The organism is Deinococcus aestuarii, from assembly GCF_018863415.1.
GTDB lineage: Bacteria > Deinococcota > Deinococci > Deinococcales > Deinococcaceae > Deinococcus > Deinococcus aestuarii.
On record NZ_JAHKSN010000011.1, the window covers coordinates 1 to 14,091 of the forward strand.

13 protein-coding genes are annotated in these 14,091 nt (G+C 66.1%); 11 read left to right on the forward strand and 2 right to left on the reverse strand.

Annotated features, from left to right (window positions below; genetic code table 11):
• The 9 genes from IC605_RS13735 to IC605_RS13775 all read left to right on the forward strand — a co-directional run.
• Positions 1–121 (forward strand): EF-Tu C-terminal domain-related protein (locus tag IC605_RS13735; protein ID WP_216325569.1); only part of this gene is annotated, 121 nt, incomplete at its 5' end.
• A 211-nt stretch (positions 122–332) separates the two neighbouring features.
• Positions 333–500, forward strand: a complete 168-nt coding sequence (gene rpmG, locus IC605_RS13740; RefSeq protein ID WP_012692576.1) for a 50S ribosomal protein L33 — start codon at positions 333–335, stop codon at positions 498–500.
• 84 nt (positions 501–584) lie between these two features.
• Positions 585–764, forward strand: a complete 180-nt coding sequence (gene secE / locus IC605_RS13745) for a preprotein translocase subunit SecE (protein ID WP_216325105.1) — start codon at positions 585–587, stop codon at positions 762–764.
• Complete coding sequence (gene nusG, locus IC605_RS13750; RefSeq protein WP_216325117.1) at positions 761–1,330, forward strand: transcription termination/antitermination protein NusG; 570 nt, start codon at positions 761–763, stop codon at positions 1,328–1,330. The genes secE and nusG overlap by 4 nt, the downstream gene beginning before the upstream one ends.
• A 165-nt stretch (positions 1,331–1,495) precedes the next feature.
• Positions 1,496–1,933, forward strand: coding sequence for a 50S ribosomal protein L11 (gene rplK, locus IC605_RS13755; RefSeq protein ID WP_102128600.1), 438 nt, complete (start codon positions 1,496–1,498; stop codon positions 1,931–1,933).
• The gene (gene rplA, locus IC605_RS13760) at positions 1,926–2,621 is read left to right on the forward strand and encodes a 50S ribosomal protein L1 (protein ID WP_216325121.1); all 696 of its coding nucleotides are present in this window, start codon (positions 1,926–1,928) and stop codon (positions 2,619–2,621) included. The genes rplK and rplA overlap by 8 nt, the downstream gene beginning before the upstream one ends.
• A 193-nt stretch (positions 2,622–2,814) precedes the next feature.
• Positions 2,815–3,318, forward strand: coding sequence for a 50S ribosomal protein L10 (gene rplJ / locus IC605_RS13765; protein WP_216325125.1), 504 nt, complete (start codon positions 2,815–2,817; stop codon positions 3,316–3,318).
• Positions 3,319–3,369: 51 nt separating this feature from the next.
• A complete protein-coding gene (gene rplL / locus IC605_RS13770; protein ID WP_216325128.1) occupies positions 3,370–3,738 on the forward strand; it encodes a 50S ribosomal protein L7/L12 in 369 nt (122 codons plus the stop codon).
• 206 nt (positions 3,739–3,944) lie between these two features.
• A complete protein-coding gene (locus tag IC605_RS13775) occupies positions 3,945–4,238 on the forward strand; it encodes a cold-shock protein (protein ID WP_216325131.1) in 294 nt (97 codons plus the stop codon).
• A gap of 18 nt (positions 4,239–4,256) precedes the next feature.
• On the opposite strand, the gene IC605_RS25580 is transcribed toward IC605_RS13775, so the two are convergent.
• Both IC605_RS25580 and IC605_RS13785 read right to left on the reverse strand, forming a co-directional pair.
• On the reverse strand, positions 4,257–4,691 hold the full coding sequence (locus IC605_RS25580) for an immunity 22 family protein (protein WP_216325134.1): 435 nt from the start codon (positions 4,689–4,691) through the stop codon (positions 4,257–4,259).
• A gap of 33 nt (positions 4,692–4,724) precedes the next feature.
• A complete protein-coding gene (locus IC605_RS13785; RefSeq protein ID WP_216325136.1) occupies positions 4,725–5,516 on the reverse strand; it encodes a hypothetical protein in 792 nt (263 codons plus the stop codon).
• A gap of 316 nt (positions 5,517–5,832) precedes the next feature.
• On the opposite strand from IC605_RS13785, the gene rpoB reads away from it, so the two are divergent.
• Together rpoB and rpoC are read left to right on the forward strand one after the other, a co-directional pair.
• Positions 5,833–9,291: a DNA-directed RNA polymerase subunit beta gene (gene rpoB / locus IC605_RS13790; protein WP_216325138.1), complete on the forward strand. Its 3,459-nt coding sequence runs from the start codon at positions 5,833–5,835 to the stop codon at positions 9,289–9,291.
• 93 nt (positions 9,292–9,384) lie between these two features.
• Entirely contained in the window at positions 9,385–14,025 is a 4,641-nt protein-coding gene (gene rpoC, locus IC605_RS13795; protein ID WP_216325140.1) for a DNA-directed RNA polymerase subunit beta', read from the forward strand.
• The last annotated feature ends 66 nt before the right edge of the window (positions 14,026–14,091 follow it).

A 14,091-nucleotide genomic window follows, 5' to 3' on the forward strand; every position in this document is an offset into this window, starting at 1 on the left:
CAACGTGACCTTCACGGTGGAGCTGATCAAGCCCATCGCCATGGAGGAGGGCCTGCGCTTTGCCATCCGTGAGGGTGGCCGCACCGTCGGCGCCGGCGTCGTCACCAAGGTCCTGGAGTAAGCTCGGGCACCTGCCAGAGTGACCGGGGGAGGCTTGATCGGCCTCCCCCCCTTGTTTTATCGGCCACAGGGTGGACACCCCCCTTCCAACTGCCTATACTTCCAATGTTGCCCGCCCCAAGGCGGGCTTTTACCAGCGACCCCGGCCCCGACCGGCGGGCTGGGAGCACGGCTTTCGGCCAAGGCCGGGGCCGCGCGAAAGGAGCACCAACATGGCGAAAGACGGACCTCGCATCATCGTGAAGATGGAAAGCACCGCTGGCACGGGCTTTTATTACACGACCACCAAGAACCGCCGCAACACGCAGGCCAAGATGGAACTGCGCAAGTACGACCCCGTGGCGAAAAAGCATGTCGTGTTCAAGGAGAAGAAGGTCTGAGACCGGGACCGGGCTGCTTTGATGGCCCGGCCAGGTCCCACCTTCCTCTCCGCCTGAACGTGACGGCGGCAACCAGGTGAGCGGATGAAACTGATTCAGTACTTGCGGGACTCCCGCGCGGAACTGGCGCGTGTGACGTGGCCTACGCGGCAGGGCGTCATCGAGGGCACGCAGGCCGTCTTGATCTTCGTGGTCGCCCTGACCCTGATCGTGTTCGCGATGGACTCCCTTTTCGGCGCGCTCGTGCGGGCGGTGCTGCCGTGAGCATCGAGTGGTACGCGGTGCACACCTACGTCGGTCAGGAAGACCGCGTGGAGCAGCACCTGATGGAGCGCGCCCGGAAGCTCGGGATGCTCCACTCCAAGATTTTCCAGGTTCTCCAGCCCAAGGAAAAGGCGATGGAGTTGCAGGAGGGCGGCAAGAAGGTCGAGGTCGAGCGCAAGCTCTTCCCGGGCTACGTCTTCGTGCAGATGGACGTGGAAGACGACGATTCCCCGGGGGAACTCGGTGAGTCGTGGGAGGTCGTGCGCGGGACGAACGGCGTCACCGGTTTTGTCGGCACGGCAACCCGGCCGGTGCCCCTCTCGCCCGACGAGGTGCAGCGCCTGCTCGCCTCGGTGGGCGTGGCGGCGCAGCCCCAGGAGGAAGCGCCCCGCGTCAAGGTCAACCTCAAGCCGGGCGACATGGTTCGCGTGACGGGTGGACCTTTCGCCGATTTCAGCGGCGTGATCAGCGAGGTCAACGCCCCGCAGGCGAAGGTCAAGGTGCTCGTGAGCATCTTCGGCCGCGAGACGCCCGTCGAACTCGACTTCGCGCAGGTCGCCAAGTAGGTCGGCGGGGCGGGGTTGGCAGCCTTGCCCCGGACCTGTAGACTTGCAAAGTTGCCGCAGTGGTGGCCCCAGGGCTTTCCGACTGCGGAACTTAGCGCCCGCACCCCGCCCCTCCCTGTGCCCAATGGGACGGAGAGACGCCGGGGGAGCTAAGGAGGAAACAGCATGGCAAAGAAAGTGACCGGGATCGTGAAGCTTCAGCTTCCGGCCGGAAAGGCGACGCCCGCCCCGCCCGTGGGGCCCGCGCTCGGCCAGTACGGCGCGAACATCATGGGGTTCACGAAGGAGTTCAACGCGGCGACCGCCGACAAGGGTGACGCGATCATCCCCGTGGAGATCACCATCTACGCAGACCGCTCCTTTACCTTCATCACCAAGACGCCGCCCATGAGCTACCTGATCCGCAAGGCGGCGGGGCTCCAGAAGGGCAGCGCCACCCCCAACAAGGCCAAGGTCGGCAAGCTGAACTGGGATCAGGTCATGGAGATCGCCCGCACCAAGATGCCTGACCTGAACGCCGGGAGCGTCGAGGCCGCCGCGAACACCGTGGCCGGTACCGCCCGCAGCATGGGCGTGACCATCGAGGGGGCCCCCCATGCCTAAGCACGGCAAGCGTTACCGCGCCCTGGTAGACCGGGTGGACCGCTCCAAGCAGTACACCATCGACGAGGCCGCCACGCTCGTCAGGGAACTCGCCACCGCGAAGTTCGACGAGACGGTGGAAGTGCACTTCCGCCTGGGGATCGACCCCCGCAAGAGTGATCAGAACGTGCGCGGCACGGTGTCCCTGCCCCACGGCACGGGCCGCAGCGTGCGCGTCGCGGTGATCACCCGGGGCGATAACGTGGCCGCTGCGGAGGCCGCCGGAGCGGACGTGGTGGGCGCCGAGGACCTGATCGAGCGCATTGCGAACGGCTTTCTCGACTTTGACGCCGTGGTGGCGACGCCCGACGTGATGGCCCTCGTCGGCCAGCGCCTCGCCCGTCTCCTTGGGCCGCGCGGCCTGCTGCCCAACCCCAAGAGCGGGACGGTCGGCACGGACGTGGCGGGAATGGTACGCGGGCTCAAGGCGGGCCGCATCGAGTTTCGCAACGACAAGACGGGCGTGGTGCACGCGCCCATCGGGAAGGCGAGCTTCGAATCGGGCAACCTCAGCGCGAACTATACGGCCCTGCTGAATGCCCTGGAGGCCGCCAAGCCCGGCGCCGCCAAGGGCGTGTACCTCCGCAGCGCGCACCTGACGACCACGATGGGGCCGAGCATTCCCCTGACGCTGGGTGCGCAGGCCTGATTTCCACGGGGAGGGAGGAGACCACAGGCCCCTTTCTCCCCTATACTCCTTCGGCACCCCGGTGCGCTTCTTGCACCTTCTTCAAATGGCACCGTAGACAGCGGGGACCGCAGCCAGGTTTAAATATCCCGCCGAGTTGTCAGGGCGTGACAAGCGCACCTGAACTTGTTCACCACACAGGAGGTCTTCAAGCGTGGCGAACGAAAAGAACATGCAGACCCTGGGCAGCCTGCGTGAGAGCCTGACGGGCGTCGAGACGTTCTACGTCGTCGATTACCAAGGCCTCACCGCCGGACAGCTCACGAAGCTGCGGCAAGACATTCGGACGAAGGGCGGCCAGCTCATCGTCGCCAAGAACACGTTGATCAACCTGGCCCTTCAGGACGGCGGGCGCGACTTCGCGGACGCCCTCCAGGGACCCAGCGCCCTCGTGCTCGCGCAGGACGATCCGGCGGGCATCGCCAAGACGCTCAGCGACGCGGCCAAGGGCAACGACCGGGGCATCCCTGCCATGAAGGGCGGCTTCGTCGAGGGGCAGCGCGTGGACGTGCGCGTGATCGAACGTCTCGCCAACCTCGGCAGCAAGCAGAGCCTTCAGGGCGAGTTCGTGGGCGTGCTCAGCGCGCACCTCAGCAACTTCGTCGGCATCCTCGAAGCCTACCGCGAGAAGCTCGGCGGCGCGACCGAGGCTGCCTAAACGCACCACTCTTCCCCAGTTCCAAAAATTCAGTCCAGGAGGACTCACCCCATGGCTTACGACAAGCAGGCTCTGATCGACCAGCTCAGCACCCTCACCATCATGGAACTCGCCGATCTCATCGATGGTCTCAAGGCCCAGTGGGGCGTGACCGCTGCCGTGGCGGTCAGCGGTGGCGGCGCGGCTGCCGACGCGGCCCCGGCCGAGGAGAAGACCGAGTTCGACGTCGTGCTGGTGGACGCGGGCGCGAGCAAGATCAACGTCATCAAGGAGATCCGCGCCATCACCGGCCTGGGCCTCAAGGAAGCCAAGGACCTCAGCGAGAAGGGCGGCGCGATCAAGGAAGGCGTCAGCAAGGAAGACGCCGACAAGTTCCGCGCCCAGCTCGAAGGTGCGGGCGCCAAGGTCGAAGTCCGCTGATCCCCACCCCCACCGGGAGTGCAGCCCCCAGCCGCAAGGTCGGGGGTTTTTCTTGGCCCACCCGCTCAGTGTGATCTGGCACACTACTCTGGCGGGGGAAGGCAGTCATATTAAGGTGGTTATTTTCCCAGGAAGTTCCTAGAAGAGGCGCGGTTGGGTAAACAGCCAACCCGTCCTTTTTGGCTGGGGATGACGAGGAGTCGAGCATGGCAGTAGGCAGAGTGAAGTGGTTTAACGCGGAAAAGGGTTACGGATTCATCGAGACGGAAGGCAGCCCCGACGTGTTCGCGCATTTCAGCGCGATCCAGGCCCAGGGCTTCAAGAAGCTCAACGAGGGCGATGAGGTCGAGTTCGAGATCGAGCCCGGCCAGCGCGGCAAGGGCCCCCAGGCCAAGAACATCGTCGTGACCAAGGCGGCCCCGGCGAGCGACAGCAGTGGGAGCTCCGGCGGCGGCTACAGCAGCCGTCCCCCCCGCCGCGACCGCGACGACCGCTGGTAAGCGGAGAAGCGAGCAAGTTCAAGCCCCCAGCCGCGAGGTTGGGGGTTTTGTTATGCCGGGCGGTAGAGGACGTGAAGGGTGTCCACGAGCTTGAACACCGTCTCCCCTCCTGACCTCTCCGTGAGGCATGGGGGGACGGGCGTTTGGAGCTGACCACTCTTCACCTGCTCCTCCAGTTACGATGTAGAGGCCATTCCATTCGCCAGCGGGGAATCTGGGTAAAGCCTGCTCATCTAGCGTGTGCCAAGTCTCTGCTGCCTCCAACAAGAGTTCTCGTGCAAGACGACCGAAATGTATTTCGGCAAAGTCTTCGTCGTACCAGCCAAGCCGAAACGCGGAGGCAAAGGGCGAGAGCACCACTTCGCCGTCCTCGTCGTAGGTGAACCCCAGGCTGTTATGGAGCGTCTGTCCCCAGGCTGTTATGGAGCGTCTGTTCGTCTGGAGCCTCGACAATCCATAAGGTCACCACTTCCGGCTGATACAGGCTCACCTCAGCTCCCGCCGCAGACCCGCCGCCATCTGGAACCACTCGCGCTCCTGGCGGCGATAGAGATTGGTGGCCCGGCGTTCTGTTTTTTCAAGCTGGTCGAGAATCTGCCGGGCCTCGTCCCGCCTCCCCTGCTTTAGGAGGAAGGCGGCGTAGCGGGCGCGTGGTTCCTCCGTCGTGGCGGCGGTCATGGCGTCGCGGTAGGTCCCGTCGGCCTCGGCGGTTTTGCCCTGGGCCTCCTGCGCCTGCGCGAGCAGGGTCAGGCTGCGGGTGCGGGTGGCGGCACTTGTCTTGAGGTCTACCCGATTGAGCAGCTTTTCGGCGGCGGCAGCGTTTCCCCGCGCGAGTTCGAGTTCGGCGCTGGTCAGCAGCACGACCGGATCGTCGGCATAGATGCCGTTCAGGAGTGGCTGGAGGCTGGCCTGCGCCTCGTCGGGTCGCCCCGCACGGGCCTGAAGCGCGGCCAGATCGGCCCTGTTGGCGAGGGTGTCGCTCTCGGCGAGTTCCGCCTGCGCCTCCCGGATGCGGGTGTCGAGCGGCTTGATCGCCTCCAGACCCGCCCCCAGCGCGGCCCCGGCCCGGCGCCCGCTGCCCCGCAGGGTGGGCAGGAACTCCAGAAAAAAGTAGATCAGCACGCCCAGAAATCCGCCCACGAACAGACTGAACCCCAGCACGGCGATCCAGATGACCCCCCGCCGGGTGACGATGGCGTGGACCAGAAAAATGACGTTCAGAATGGTAAAAACGGTGAACAACCAGGGCGCCTGGTTGAAGATGGCGAACGGATTCATACCTGATGGTACGGCCTGACCTGCGTGGCGGTTCCAGAAGGGGCGTCCCAGGGCACGAAAAACCGTGGAGAATCTGGAGAGAAGAGCACCGTCGGATGCGGAGGGGCTTGACAGCCCGGATAGTCAGGGTCTATACTCCCTGGTCGCCAGCCATGATGGGCCGGACAGGAGACCCTTGCAGGCACGAGTTCTTCCCTTTTTGGACTCCTCAATTTAGCACTTTTCTTCAGGGACACGGCCGGAGTGGCTGGGGTCCCGCCTGCGCCGTTCTCTGCCCCGGGGCGGCACAGGGCATCACCCTGGGCGCGAGGTGTGAATGAGCCTAAGCAGCCAGAAACCGCGCATCGAGCGTTTCGGTGAAATCACCGAAGTGATTCCGCTGCCGAACCTGACCGAAGTGCAGGTCAACTCCTTCAAGGCGTTCCTGCAAGCCGATAAGGCGCCCGACCGCCGCGACAACACCGGGCTCCAGAGCGCCTTCCGCGAGGTCTTCCCCATCGACGAGACCGAGAAGGGGCGCTCCACGGGCCTCGTGCTCGACTTTCTGGAGTACCGCCTCGGCGAGCCGCCCTACACCCCCGAGGAGTGCCGCGAGAAGGACCTAACCTACCAGGCGCCGATGTACGCCAAGCTCCAACTGATCCACAAGGACAGCGGCCTGATCAAGGAAGACCAGGTGTTCCTGGGCGACCTGCCGCTGATGACCGAGGACGGCTCGTTTGTCATCAATGGGGCAGACCGCGTGGTGATCTCGCAGATTCACCGCTCGCCCGGCGTGTACTTCACGTTGAGCTACAAGGGGATCAAGAAGCTCTACACCGCCGCCATCATCCCCATGCCCAAGCGCGGCCCGTGGATTGAGCTGGAGATGAACGCGGGTGTGCTGGAGATGAAGGTCAACAAGCGCAAGTTCCCGGTGGCAATGCTGCTGCGGGTCCTCGGTTACGACGACGCGCAGCTCAAGGCGCTGTTCACCGAGTTCGAGCCCGACGCCGAGCTGCCCGAGGACAAGAGCGCGGGCATGAGCGCCGACGAGGCCCTGCTGCGCCTCTTCACCGTGCTGCGCCCTGGCGACCCGCCCAAGCGCGACAAGGCGATCCAGTACCTCTACGGGCTGCTCGCCGACCCCAAGAGGTACGACCTGGGCGAGCCCGGCCGCTTCAAGATGAACACCAAGCTGGGCGTGAACCGCGAGGAGCGCACGCTGCTGACCTTCCAGGACGGCAAGTTCAGCGACGCGGGTCTGGTGGACACCATCCGCTACCTGATGGCGCTGCAACGCGGCCTGGAGACCGTGGGACTCGGCGCGGACGCGGACGGTGTAGTGAACGACGTGCCCGTCACGGAAGACGACATCGACCACCTCGGCAACCGCCGTGTCCGCACGGTGGGCGAACTGCTCGCCGACCAGCTCCGGGTGGGCATGGGCCGCATGGCGCGCGGCGTGCGCGAGCGGATGTTGCTTGGCAACCCCGACGCGGCGACCCCGACCAAGCTCGTGAACAATCGCCCCATCGTGGCGGCGATGCGCGAGTTCTTCGGGCGCAGCCAGCTTTCCCAATTCAAGGACCAGACCAACCCGCTGTCGGACCTCCGTCACAAGCGCCGTATCTCGGCGCTGGGGCCGGGCGGCCTGACGCGCGAGCGGGCGGGCTTCGACGTGCGCGACGTGCACCGTACGCACTACGGGCGCATCTGCCCCATCGAGACGCCGGAAGGTGCCAACATCGGCCTGATCTCCTCGCTGTCGAGCTACAGTAAGGTCAACGAGCTGGGCTTCATCGAGGCGCCGTACCGCCGGGTCGAGGGCGGCAAGGTCACCGACGACGTGATCTACATGACCGCCGACATCGAGGACCGCTACACCATCGCGCAGGCGAACTCGCCGCTGAACGGTGACGGCACCTTCGCCGACGAGCGGGTGCTGGCCCGCCGCAAGGGGGACCCGCTGCTCTACACGCCCGACGAAGTGGACTTCATGGACGTGTCGCCCAAGCAGATCGTCTCGATCAACACGTCGCTGATCCCCTTCCTGGAGCACGACGACGCGAACCGCGCGCTCATGGGTTCCAACATGCAGTCGCAGGCCGTGCCGCTCGTGCGCGCCGACAGCCCCGCCGTGGGCACGGGCGTCGAGGAGCGCGTGGTGACGGACTCGGGCACCAGCGTGATCAGCGACGTGACGGGCCGCGTGAGTTACGTGGACTCGCGCGTCATCCAGGTGACGCTGACCGAGGACGCGCCCCAGGCGGGCATGGTGACGGGCAACATCCGCACCTTCGAGCTTGTCCGCTTCACCCGCAGCAACCAGGGCACCAACCTCGACCAGCACCCCATCGTGAGCGTGGGCGAGGAAGTGCGGCCCGGGCAGGTCATCGCCGACGGCCCTGCTTCCGACCTCGGGCGGCTGGCGCTCGGCCAGAACATTACCATCGCCATCATGCCCTTCGACGGCTTCAACTTCGAGGACGCGATCTGCATCTCCGAAGGGCTCGTCCGCAAGGACTTCTACACCTCGGTCCACATCGAGAAGGACGAGATCGAGGCCCGTGACACCAAGCTCGGCCCGGAGAAGATTACCCGCGATATTCCGGGGCTCTCGGAAGCCGCGCTGCGTGACCTCGACGAGGACGGCATCGTGCGCGTGGGCGCCGAAGTCAAGCCCGGCGACATCCTCGTCGGCAAGACGAGCTTCAAGGGCGAGAGCGAGCCGACCCCCGAAGAGCGTCTGCTCCGCTCGATCTTCGGCGAGAAGGCGCGCGAGGTGAAGGACACCTCCCTGCGTGTGCAGTCGGGCCAGGGCGGCATCGTGGTAAAGACCGTGCGCTTCCGCCGCGGCGACGAGGGCGTGGACCTCAAGCCCGGCGTGCGCGAGATGGTGCGCGTGTACGTGGCCCAGAAGCGCCAGCTTCAGGTCGGCGACAAGGTGGCGAACCGCCACGGGAACAAGGGTGTGGTCTCCAAGATCCTGCCCCCCGAGGACATGCCCTACCTGGAAGACGGCACCCCCGTGGACCTCGTGTTCAACCCCCTCGGCGTGCCCAGCCGCATGAACCTGGGTCAGATTCTGGAGACGCACCTCGGCGAGGTCGCGCGCCTGACCGGGCAGAAGTTCGTGACGCCCGTGTTCGACAGCGCCACCGAGATCGCCATCAAGGAGATGCTGGAGGTCGCCGCCGCCGAACGCCTGCAACGTCGCAAGGACGAGGGCTTCGAGGTGGACAAGCGCGAGCAGGAAGTGCTGGAGCGCGCCGGCAAGTTGGGCGTCATCAACCCGCCGAGCGAGGACTACGAGCCCGCCCAGATGCAGCTCGCCCGCACTGGCAAGAGCGTGCTGTTCGACGGGCGCACCGGCGAGCCTATCAGTGGTCCGGTCGTGGTGGGCACCATGTACGTCATGAAGCTCTACCACATGGTCGAGGACAAGCTGCACGCCCGCTCGACCGGCCCGTACTCCCTGATCACCCAGCAGCCGCTCGGCGGTAAGGCGCAGTTCGGCGGCCAGCGCTTCGGCGAGATGGAAGTGTGGGCACTCGAAGCTTACGGCGCGGCGCACACCCTCCAGGAGATGCTGACGATCAAGTCCGACGACATCGACGGACGCGACGCCGCCTACCAGAGCATCGTCAAGGGCGAGGAAGTGTCCGGCAGCACCATCCCCGAGTCCTTCAAGGTGCTCGTGAAGGAACTCCACTCCCTCGGCCTGGATGTCGAGGTGCTCGACAACGGCGACAAGGCCGTGGACATCTTCGAAGGGATGATGCCGAAGCGCTAAGGCGCTGACGCCTCCGTCTGAGGGCCGAGAAGCCGACAGCCCCAGAGCCCTCAGACTCCCCAGCAACAACAAGCCTCTCTCACAGGAGAAGCCGTGAAAGACTTCAACAAGGTCCGCATCGCCATCGCCAGCCCCGCGAAGATTCGCGAGTGGTCGTTCGGCGAGGTCGAGAAGCCGGAAACCATCAATTACCGCACCCTCAAGCCCGAGCGCGAAGGTCTGTTCGACGAGCGCATCTTCGGGCCGATGAAGGACTACGAGTGCGCCTGCGGGAAGTACAAGCGCCAGCGCTACGAGGGCAAGGTCTGCGAGCGCTGTGGCGTGGAAGTGACCTCCTCCAAGGTGCGCCGCTACCGCATGGGTCACATCGACCTGGCGACCCCCGCCGCGCACATCTGGTACGTGAAGGACACGCCGAGCAAGATCGGCACGTTGCTAGACCTGTCTGCCGGGCAACTGGAGAAGGTGCTGTACTTCAGCTCCTTCCTGGTCACCCAGCCCCTGAACGCGCAGAAGGACGGGCGCCCGCTCAAGCGCGGCGAACTCCTGAGCGACGACGAGTACCGCGAGCTGCGCTTCGGGCGGCAGGAGACCTACGCCATCCCGAACGGGCAGGAAGCCAACATCCGTGACGGCGAGTACGTGACGCGCGGCCAGTCCCTCGGCGGCAACGTCGTGAGCAAGATGGACGGCCTGGCGCAGTACCGCTTCCCCCGCCGCGCCGAGATCGCCTACGCCGAGCAGGTTGAGGCCTCGCTGCCCCTGCCCGCCGACGTGCTGGTGGAGCAGGACGCCTTCCGCGCCGGTGACATCCTCAGCGAACTCGAACAGGACATGCAGATCACGAGCCCCGTGGACGGCACCGCCTTCCTCGTAGACCTCGGCGAGGACAGCGTGCTCATCGAGCTGCGCGACACCGTGGCCGCCCCCGAACCCGTCGAGGGCGAGGAGGAGCAGGCCGCACCGCTGGGTGAGATTCTGACCCGCGTGTACGTGCCCCACGGCATGAACGTGGCCGTCGTCCCCGGCGAGATCGTGGAGGCCGGAGCCGTGCTGGCGACCGCCTCGGCGGGTGACCGCCTGCGCGTGAGCCGCGACAGCCGCCTCAGCGAAGTTACCTTCCCCAAGAAGAAGGGCGACGTGAAGGTGAGCGTCCACTGGACCCGCCGCGCCGAGTACCCCATCAACCCGACCATGCACGTCCTCGTGGGCGACGGCTCGGAAGTCCGCAAGGGCCAGAAGGTCGTCGGCGCCATCGACAAGGATGAAGAGGTCGTGGCCGAGGCCGACGGCGTGATCACGCTGCACGCCCCCGCGAGCATCATCGTCTCCAAGGCGAAGGTGTACGCCTACCAGGACGAGCCCCTCGTCGTGAACGGCGACCGCGTGGAGCCCGGCGACGAGCTGGCCGACTCCGGCAACCTCCGCTCCGAGATCAGCGGCCGCATCGAGATCGATCTCGTTCGCAAGCAGGTGCGGGTCATCGAGTCCTACGACTTCGAGGCCAAGATGGGCGCCGAGGCGGTCAAGGAACTCCTCGACGACCTCGACCTCGACGTGCTGGAGGCCGAACTCGGCGAGCAGATGAAGGATTCGAGCCGTCACAAGCGCGCCAAGGCCCGCAAGCGGTTGGAGGTCGCCCGCTCCTTCAAGCGCAGCGGCAACAGCCCCTCGTGGATGATCATGGAGACGGTGCCGGTCATGCCGCCCGACCTCCGGCCGATGGTGCAGGTGGACGGTGGGCGCTTCGCCACCTCCGACCTCAACGACCTGTACCGCCGCCTGATCAACCGCAACAACCGCCTCAAGAAGCTGATGAGCCAGGGCGCGCCCGACATGATCATCCGCAACGAGAAGCGGATGCTTCAGGAGGCCGTGGACGCGCTCATCGACAACGGGCGGCGCGGCAGCCCGGTCACCAACCCCGGCTCCGACCGCAGCCTGCGCTCGCTGACCGACCTGCTCGGCGGCAAGCAGGGCCGCTTCCGGCAGAACCTGCTCGGCAAGCGCGTGGACTACTCGGGCCGCTCGGTGATCGTGGTGGGCCCGCAGCTCAAGCTGCACCAGTGCGGCGTGCCGAAGCGCATGGCCCTCGAACTCTTCAAGCCGTTCCTGTTCAAGGTGCTGGAGGAGAAGGGCGAGGTCACCAATATCAAGCAGGCCCGCAAGATGCTGGAGCGCTACCGCGACACCCGCGACAGCGTGTGGGACGCGCTGGAAGAGGTCATCGAGGACAAGGTCGTGCTGCTCAACCGCGCGCCCACCCTGCACCGCCTCGGCATCCAGGCGTTCGAGCCGGTGCTGGTCGAGGGTCAGTCCATCCAGCTTCACCCGCTGGTCTGTGAGGCGTTCAACGCCGACTTCGACGGCGACCAGATGGCGATCCACGTCCCGCTGAGCGCGCAGGCGCAGGCGGAAGCGCGCATCCAGATGCTCTCGGCGCACAACCTGCTCTCGCCCGCGAACGGCGAGCCCAACGTCAAGCCCAGCCGCGACATCATCCTCGGCATCTTCACGCTGACCCAGCTCCGCAAGGACAACCTGGGCGCGGGGAGTGAGTTCGGGAGTGAGCAGGACGCGCTGGCGGCGCTCAGCGACGGCAAGGTCGCGCTGAACACGCCGATCACGGTCAACGGGACCGAGACGAGCCCCGGGCGCATCAAGTACGTCTTCTCCAGCCCCGACGAGGCGATCATGGCCGTCGAGCGCGGCGAGATCGACTACCAGGACCATGTGCGCATCCGCCTGAACGGCACCGTGTACGAGACCTCCGCCGGGCGCGTGATGTTCCGCCGTCTGGTGCAGGAGGCGCTGGGCGCGCAGGGCCACCTCGTGGACACGCTGGTGAACCTGGAGACGGCGTACGAGAAGGACAATCTGAAGGACATGATCATGGGGTGCTTCAAGCACCTCGGGATCGAGGCGACGGCGGGGCTGCTGGACGCGCTGAAAGACAGCGGGTTCAAGCTCTCCACCACCTCGGGCATCACCATCGGCATCGACGACATCGTGCTGCCGCCCAACAAGGCGGAGCTGCTGGCCGAGGCTGACGAGAAGCTCAAGTCCATCGAGCAGAACTACGAGTTCGGCTTCATGACAGAAGAAGAGCGCTACAAGCAGGTCGTCCAGCTCTGGAACGACACCACCGACGAGGTGAAGAACGCGGTCTTCGAGAACTTCTCGCAGAACTACCCCTTCAACCCGCTGTGGATCATGTCGCAGTCCGGCGCTCGCGGGAACCCGCAGCAGATTCGCCAGCTCGCCGGGATGCGCGGTCTGATGGCCCGCCCGGACGGCTCGACCATCGAGGTGCCCATCAAGGCGTCCTTCCGCGAGGGCCTGACGGTGCTGGAGTACTTCATCTCCACCCACGGCGCGCGTAAGGGTGGCGCGGACACGGCGCTTCGCACGGCCGACTCCGGTTACCTGACCCGCAAGCTGGTGGACGTGGCCCACGAGGTCGTCGTCCGCGACGTGGACTGCGGCACCACCGACTACACGGTGATTCCGCTGGGCTCAGTCGACGAGCGCACGGGCGAGTGGCGCACCCGCAAGGGCAGCGAAATCGAGACGAGCATCTACGGACGCACCCTGACGGCGGACGTGGAGGTCGCAGGCCGGACCCTCCCGGCCGGGCAGATGCTCAGCCTGGAGGACGTGAAGGCGATCACCAGGGACGCCAAGGCCATCGGCGAGGTGTTCGTCCGCACGCCGCTGAACTGCCGCGTGAAGGCGGGCGTGTGCCAGAAGTGCTACGGCTACGACCTCTCGCAGGCCAAGCCCGTCAGCATGGGTGAGGCGGTCGGCGTGGTCGCCGCCGAGTCCATCGGCGAGCCCGGCACGCAGCTCACCATGCGCACCTTCCACACGGGCGGTGTGGCGGGCGGCGGCGACATCACGATGGGTCTCCCCCGCGTGATCGAGCTGTTCGAGGCGCGCAAGCCCAAGAACCAGGCGGTCGTGGCCGACCGTGACGGCGTGGTCCGCATCGAGGAGGAGGAGGAGCGTTACCTCGTGCGCATCGAGGCCGAGGACGAAGCCTTCAGCTCCAAGACCGCGACCAAGATCAGCAAGGGCCTGCGCCTCGTCGTCCGCGACGGCGACCGGGTGGAGGCGGGCCAGCCCCTGACGCGCGGTGCGGTGAACCCGCACGACCTGCTGCTCTACCGCGACACCGACGCGGCCCAGCGTTACCTCGTGGAGGAGGTGCAGCGCGTGTACCGCTCGCAGGGCGTGAAGGTGCACGACAAGCACATCGAGGTCATCGTGCGGCAGATGCTGCGGTACGTCGAGATCACCGACGGCGGCGACACCGACCTGCTCGAAGGGCAGACGGTCGAGCGCTGGGAGGTCGATCAGGCGAACGAGGCGCTGGCCGAGGGTAAGACGCCTTCGAGCTGGAAGCCGGTCTTGCTCGGCATCACCAAGAGCAGCCTGACGACCAAGAGCTGGCTGTCGGCGGCGAGCTTCCAGCACACGACCCACGTGCTGACGGAAGCCTCCATGCGCGGGCAGGTGGACGACCTGATCGGGCTGAAGGAGAACGTCATCCTCGGCAAGCTGATCCCGGCGGGCACGGGTCTGACCACCGTCCGCGAGATGCAGGTCGCCGACGAGCGCACGCTGGAGAAGTACGGCGAGGACAGCCGCAGCCCCGACTCGGTGACGGGCACCCAGCGGTACGACGACACGCGCCCTGGCAGCACGCCGACCGTTCCTGGCTACGCGGACTGAGCGCGTCTGAGCTTCTTGACCCCCACTCGGAGACGGGTGGGGTTTTTGCTTTGGTGAGGCAGCCCG

Excerpts from the sequence above, each read along its gene's own strand:
- IC605_RS13775 (WP_216325131.1), top strand. The coding sequence starts at position 3,945 with ATGGCAGTAGGCAGAGTGAAGTGGTTTAACGCGGAAAAGGGTTACGGA.
- rplA (WP_216325121.1), top strand. The coding sequence starts at position 1,926 with ATGCCTAAGCACGGCAAGCGTTACCGCGCCCTGGTAGACCGGGTGGAC.
- secE (WP_216325105.1), top strand. The coding sequence starts at position 585 with ATGAAACTGATTCAGTACTTGCGGGACTCCCGCGCGGAACTGGCGCGT.
- IC605_RS13785 (WP_216325136.1), bottom strand. The coding sequence starts at position 5,516 with ATGAATCCGTTCGCCATCTTCAACCAGGCGCCCTGGTTGTTCACCGTT.
- rpoB (WP_216325138.1), top strand. The coding sequence starts at position 5,833 with ATGAGCCTAAGCAGCCAGAAACCGCGCATCGAGCGTTTCGGTGAAATC.
- rplK (WP_102128600.1), top strand. The coding sequence starts at position 1,496 with ATGGCAAAGAAAGTGACCGGGATCGTGAAGCTTCAGCTTCCGGCCGGA.
- rplL (WP_216325128.1), top strand. The coding sequence starts at position 3,370 with ATGGCTTACGACAAGCAGGCTCTGATCGACCAGCTCAGCACCCTCACC.
- rpmG (WP_012692576.1), top strand. The coding sequence starts at position 333 with ATGGCGAAAGACGGACCTCGCATCATCGTGAAGATGGAAAGCACCGCT.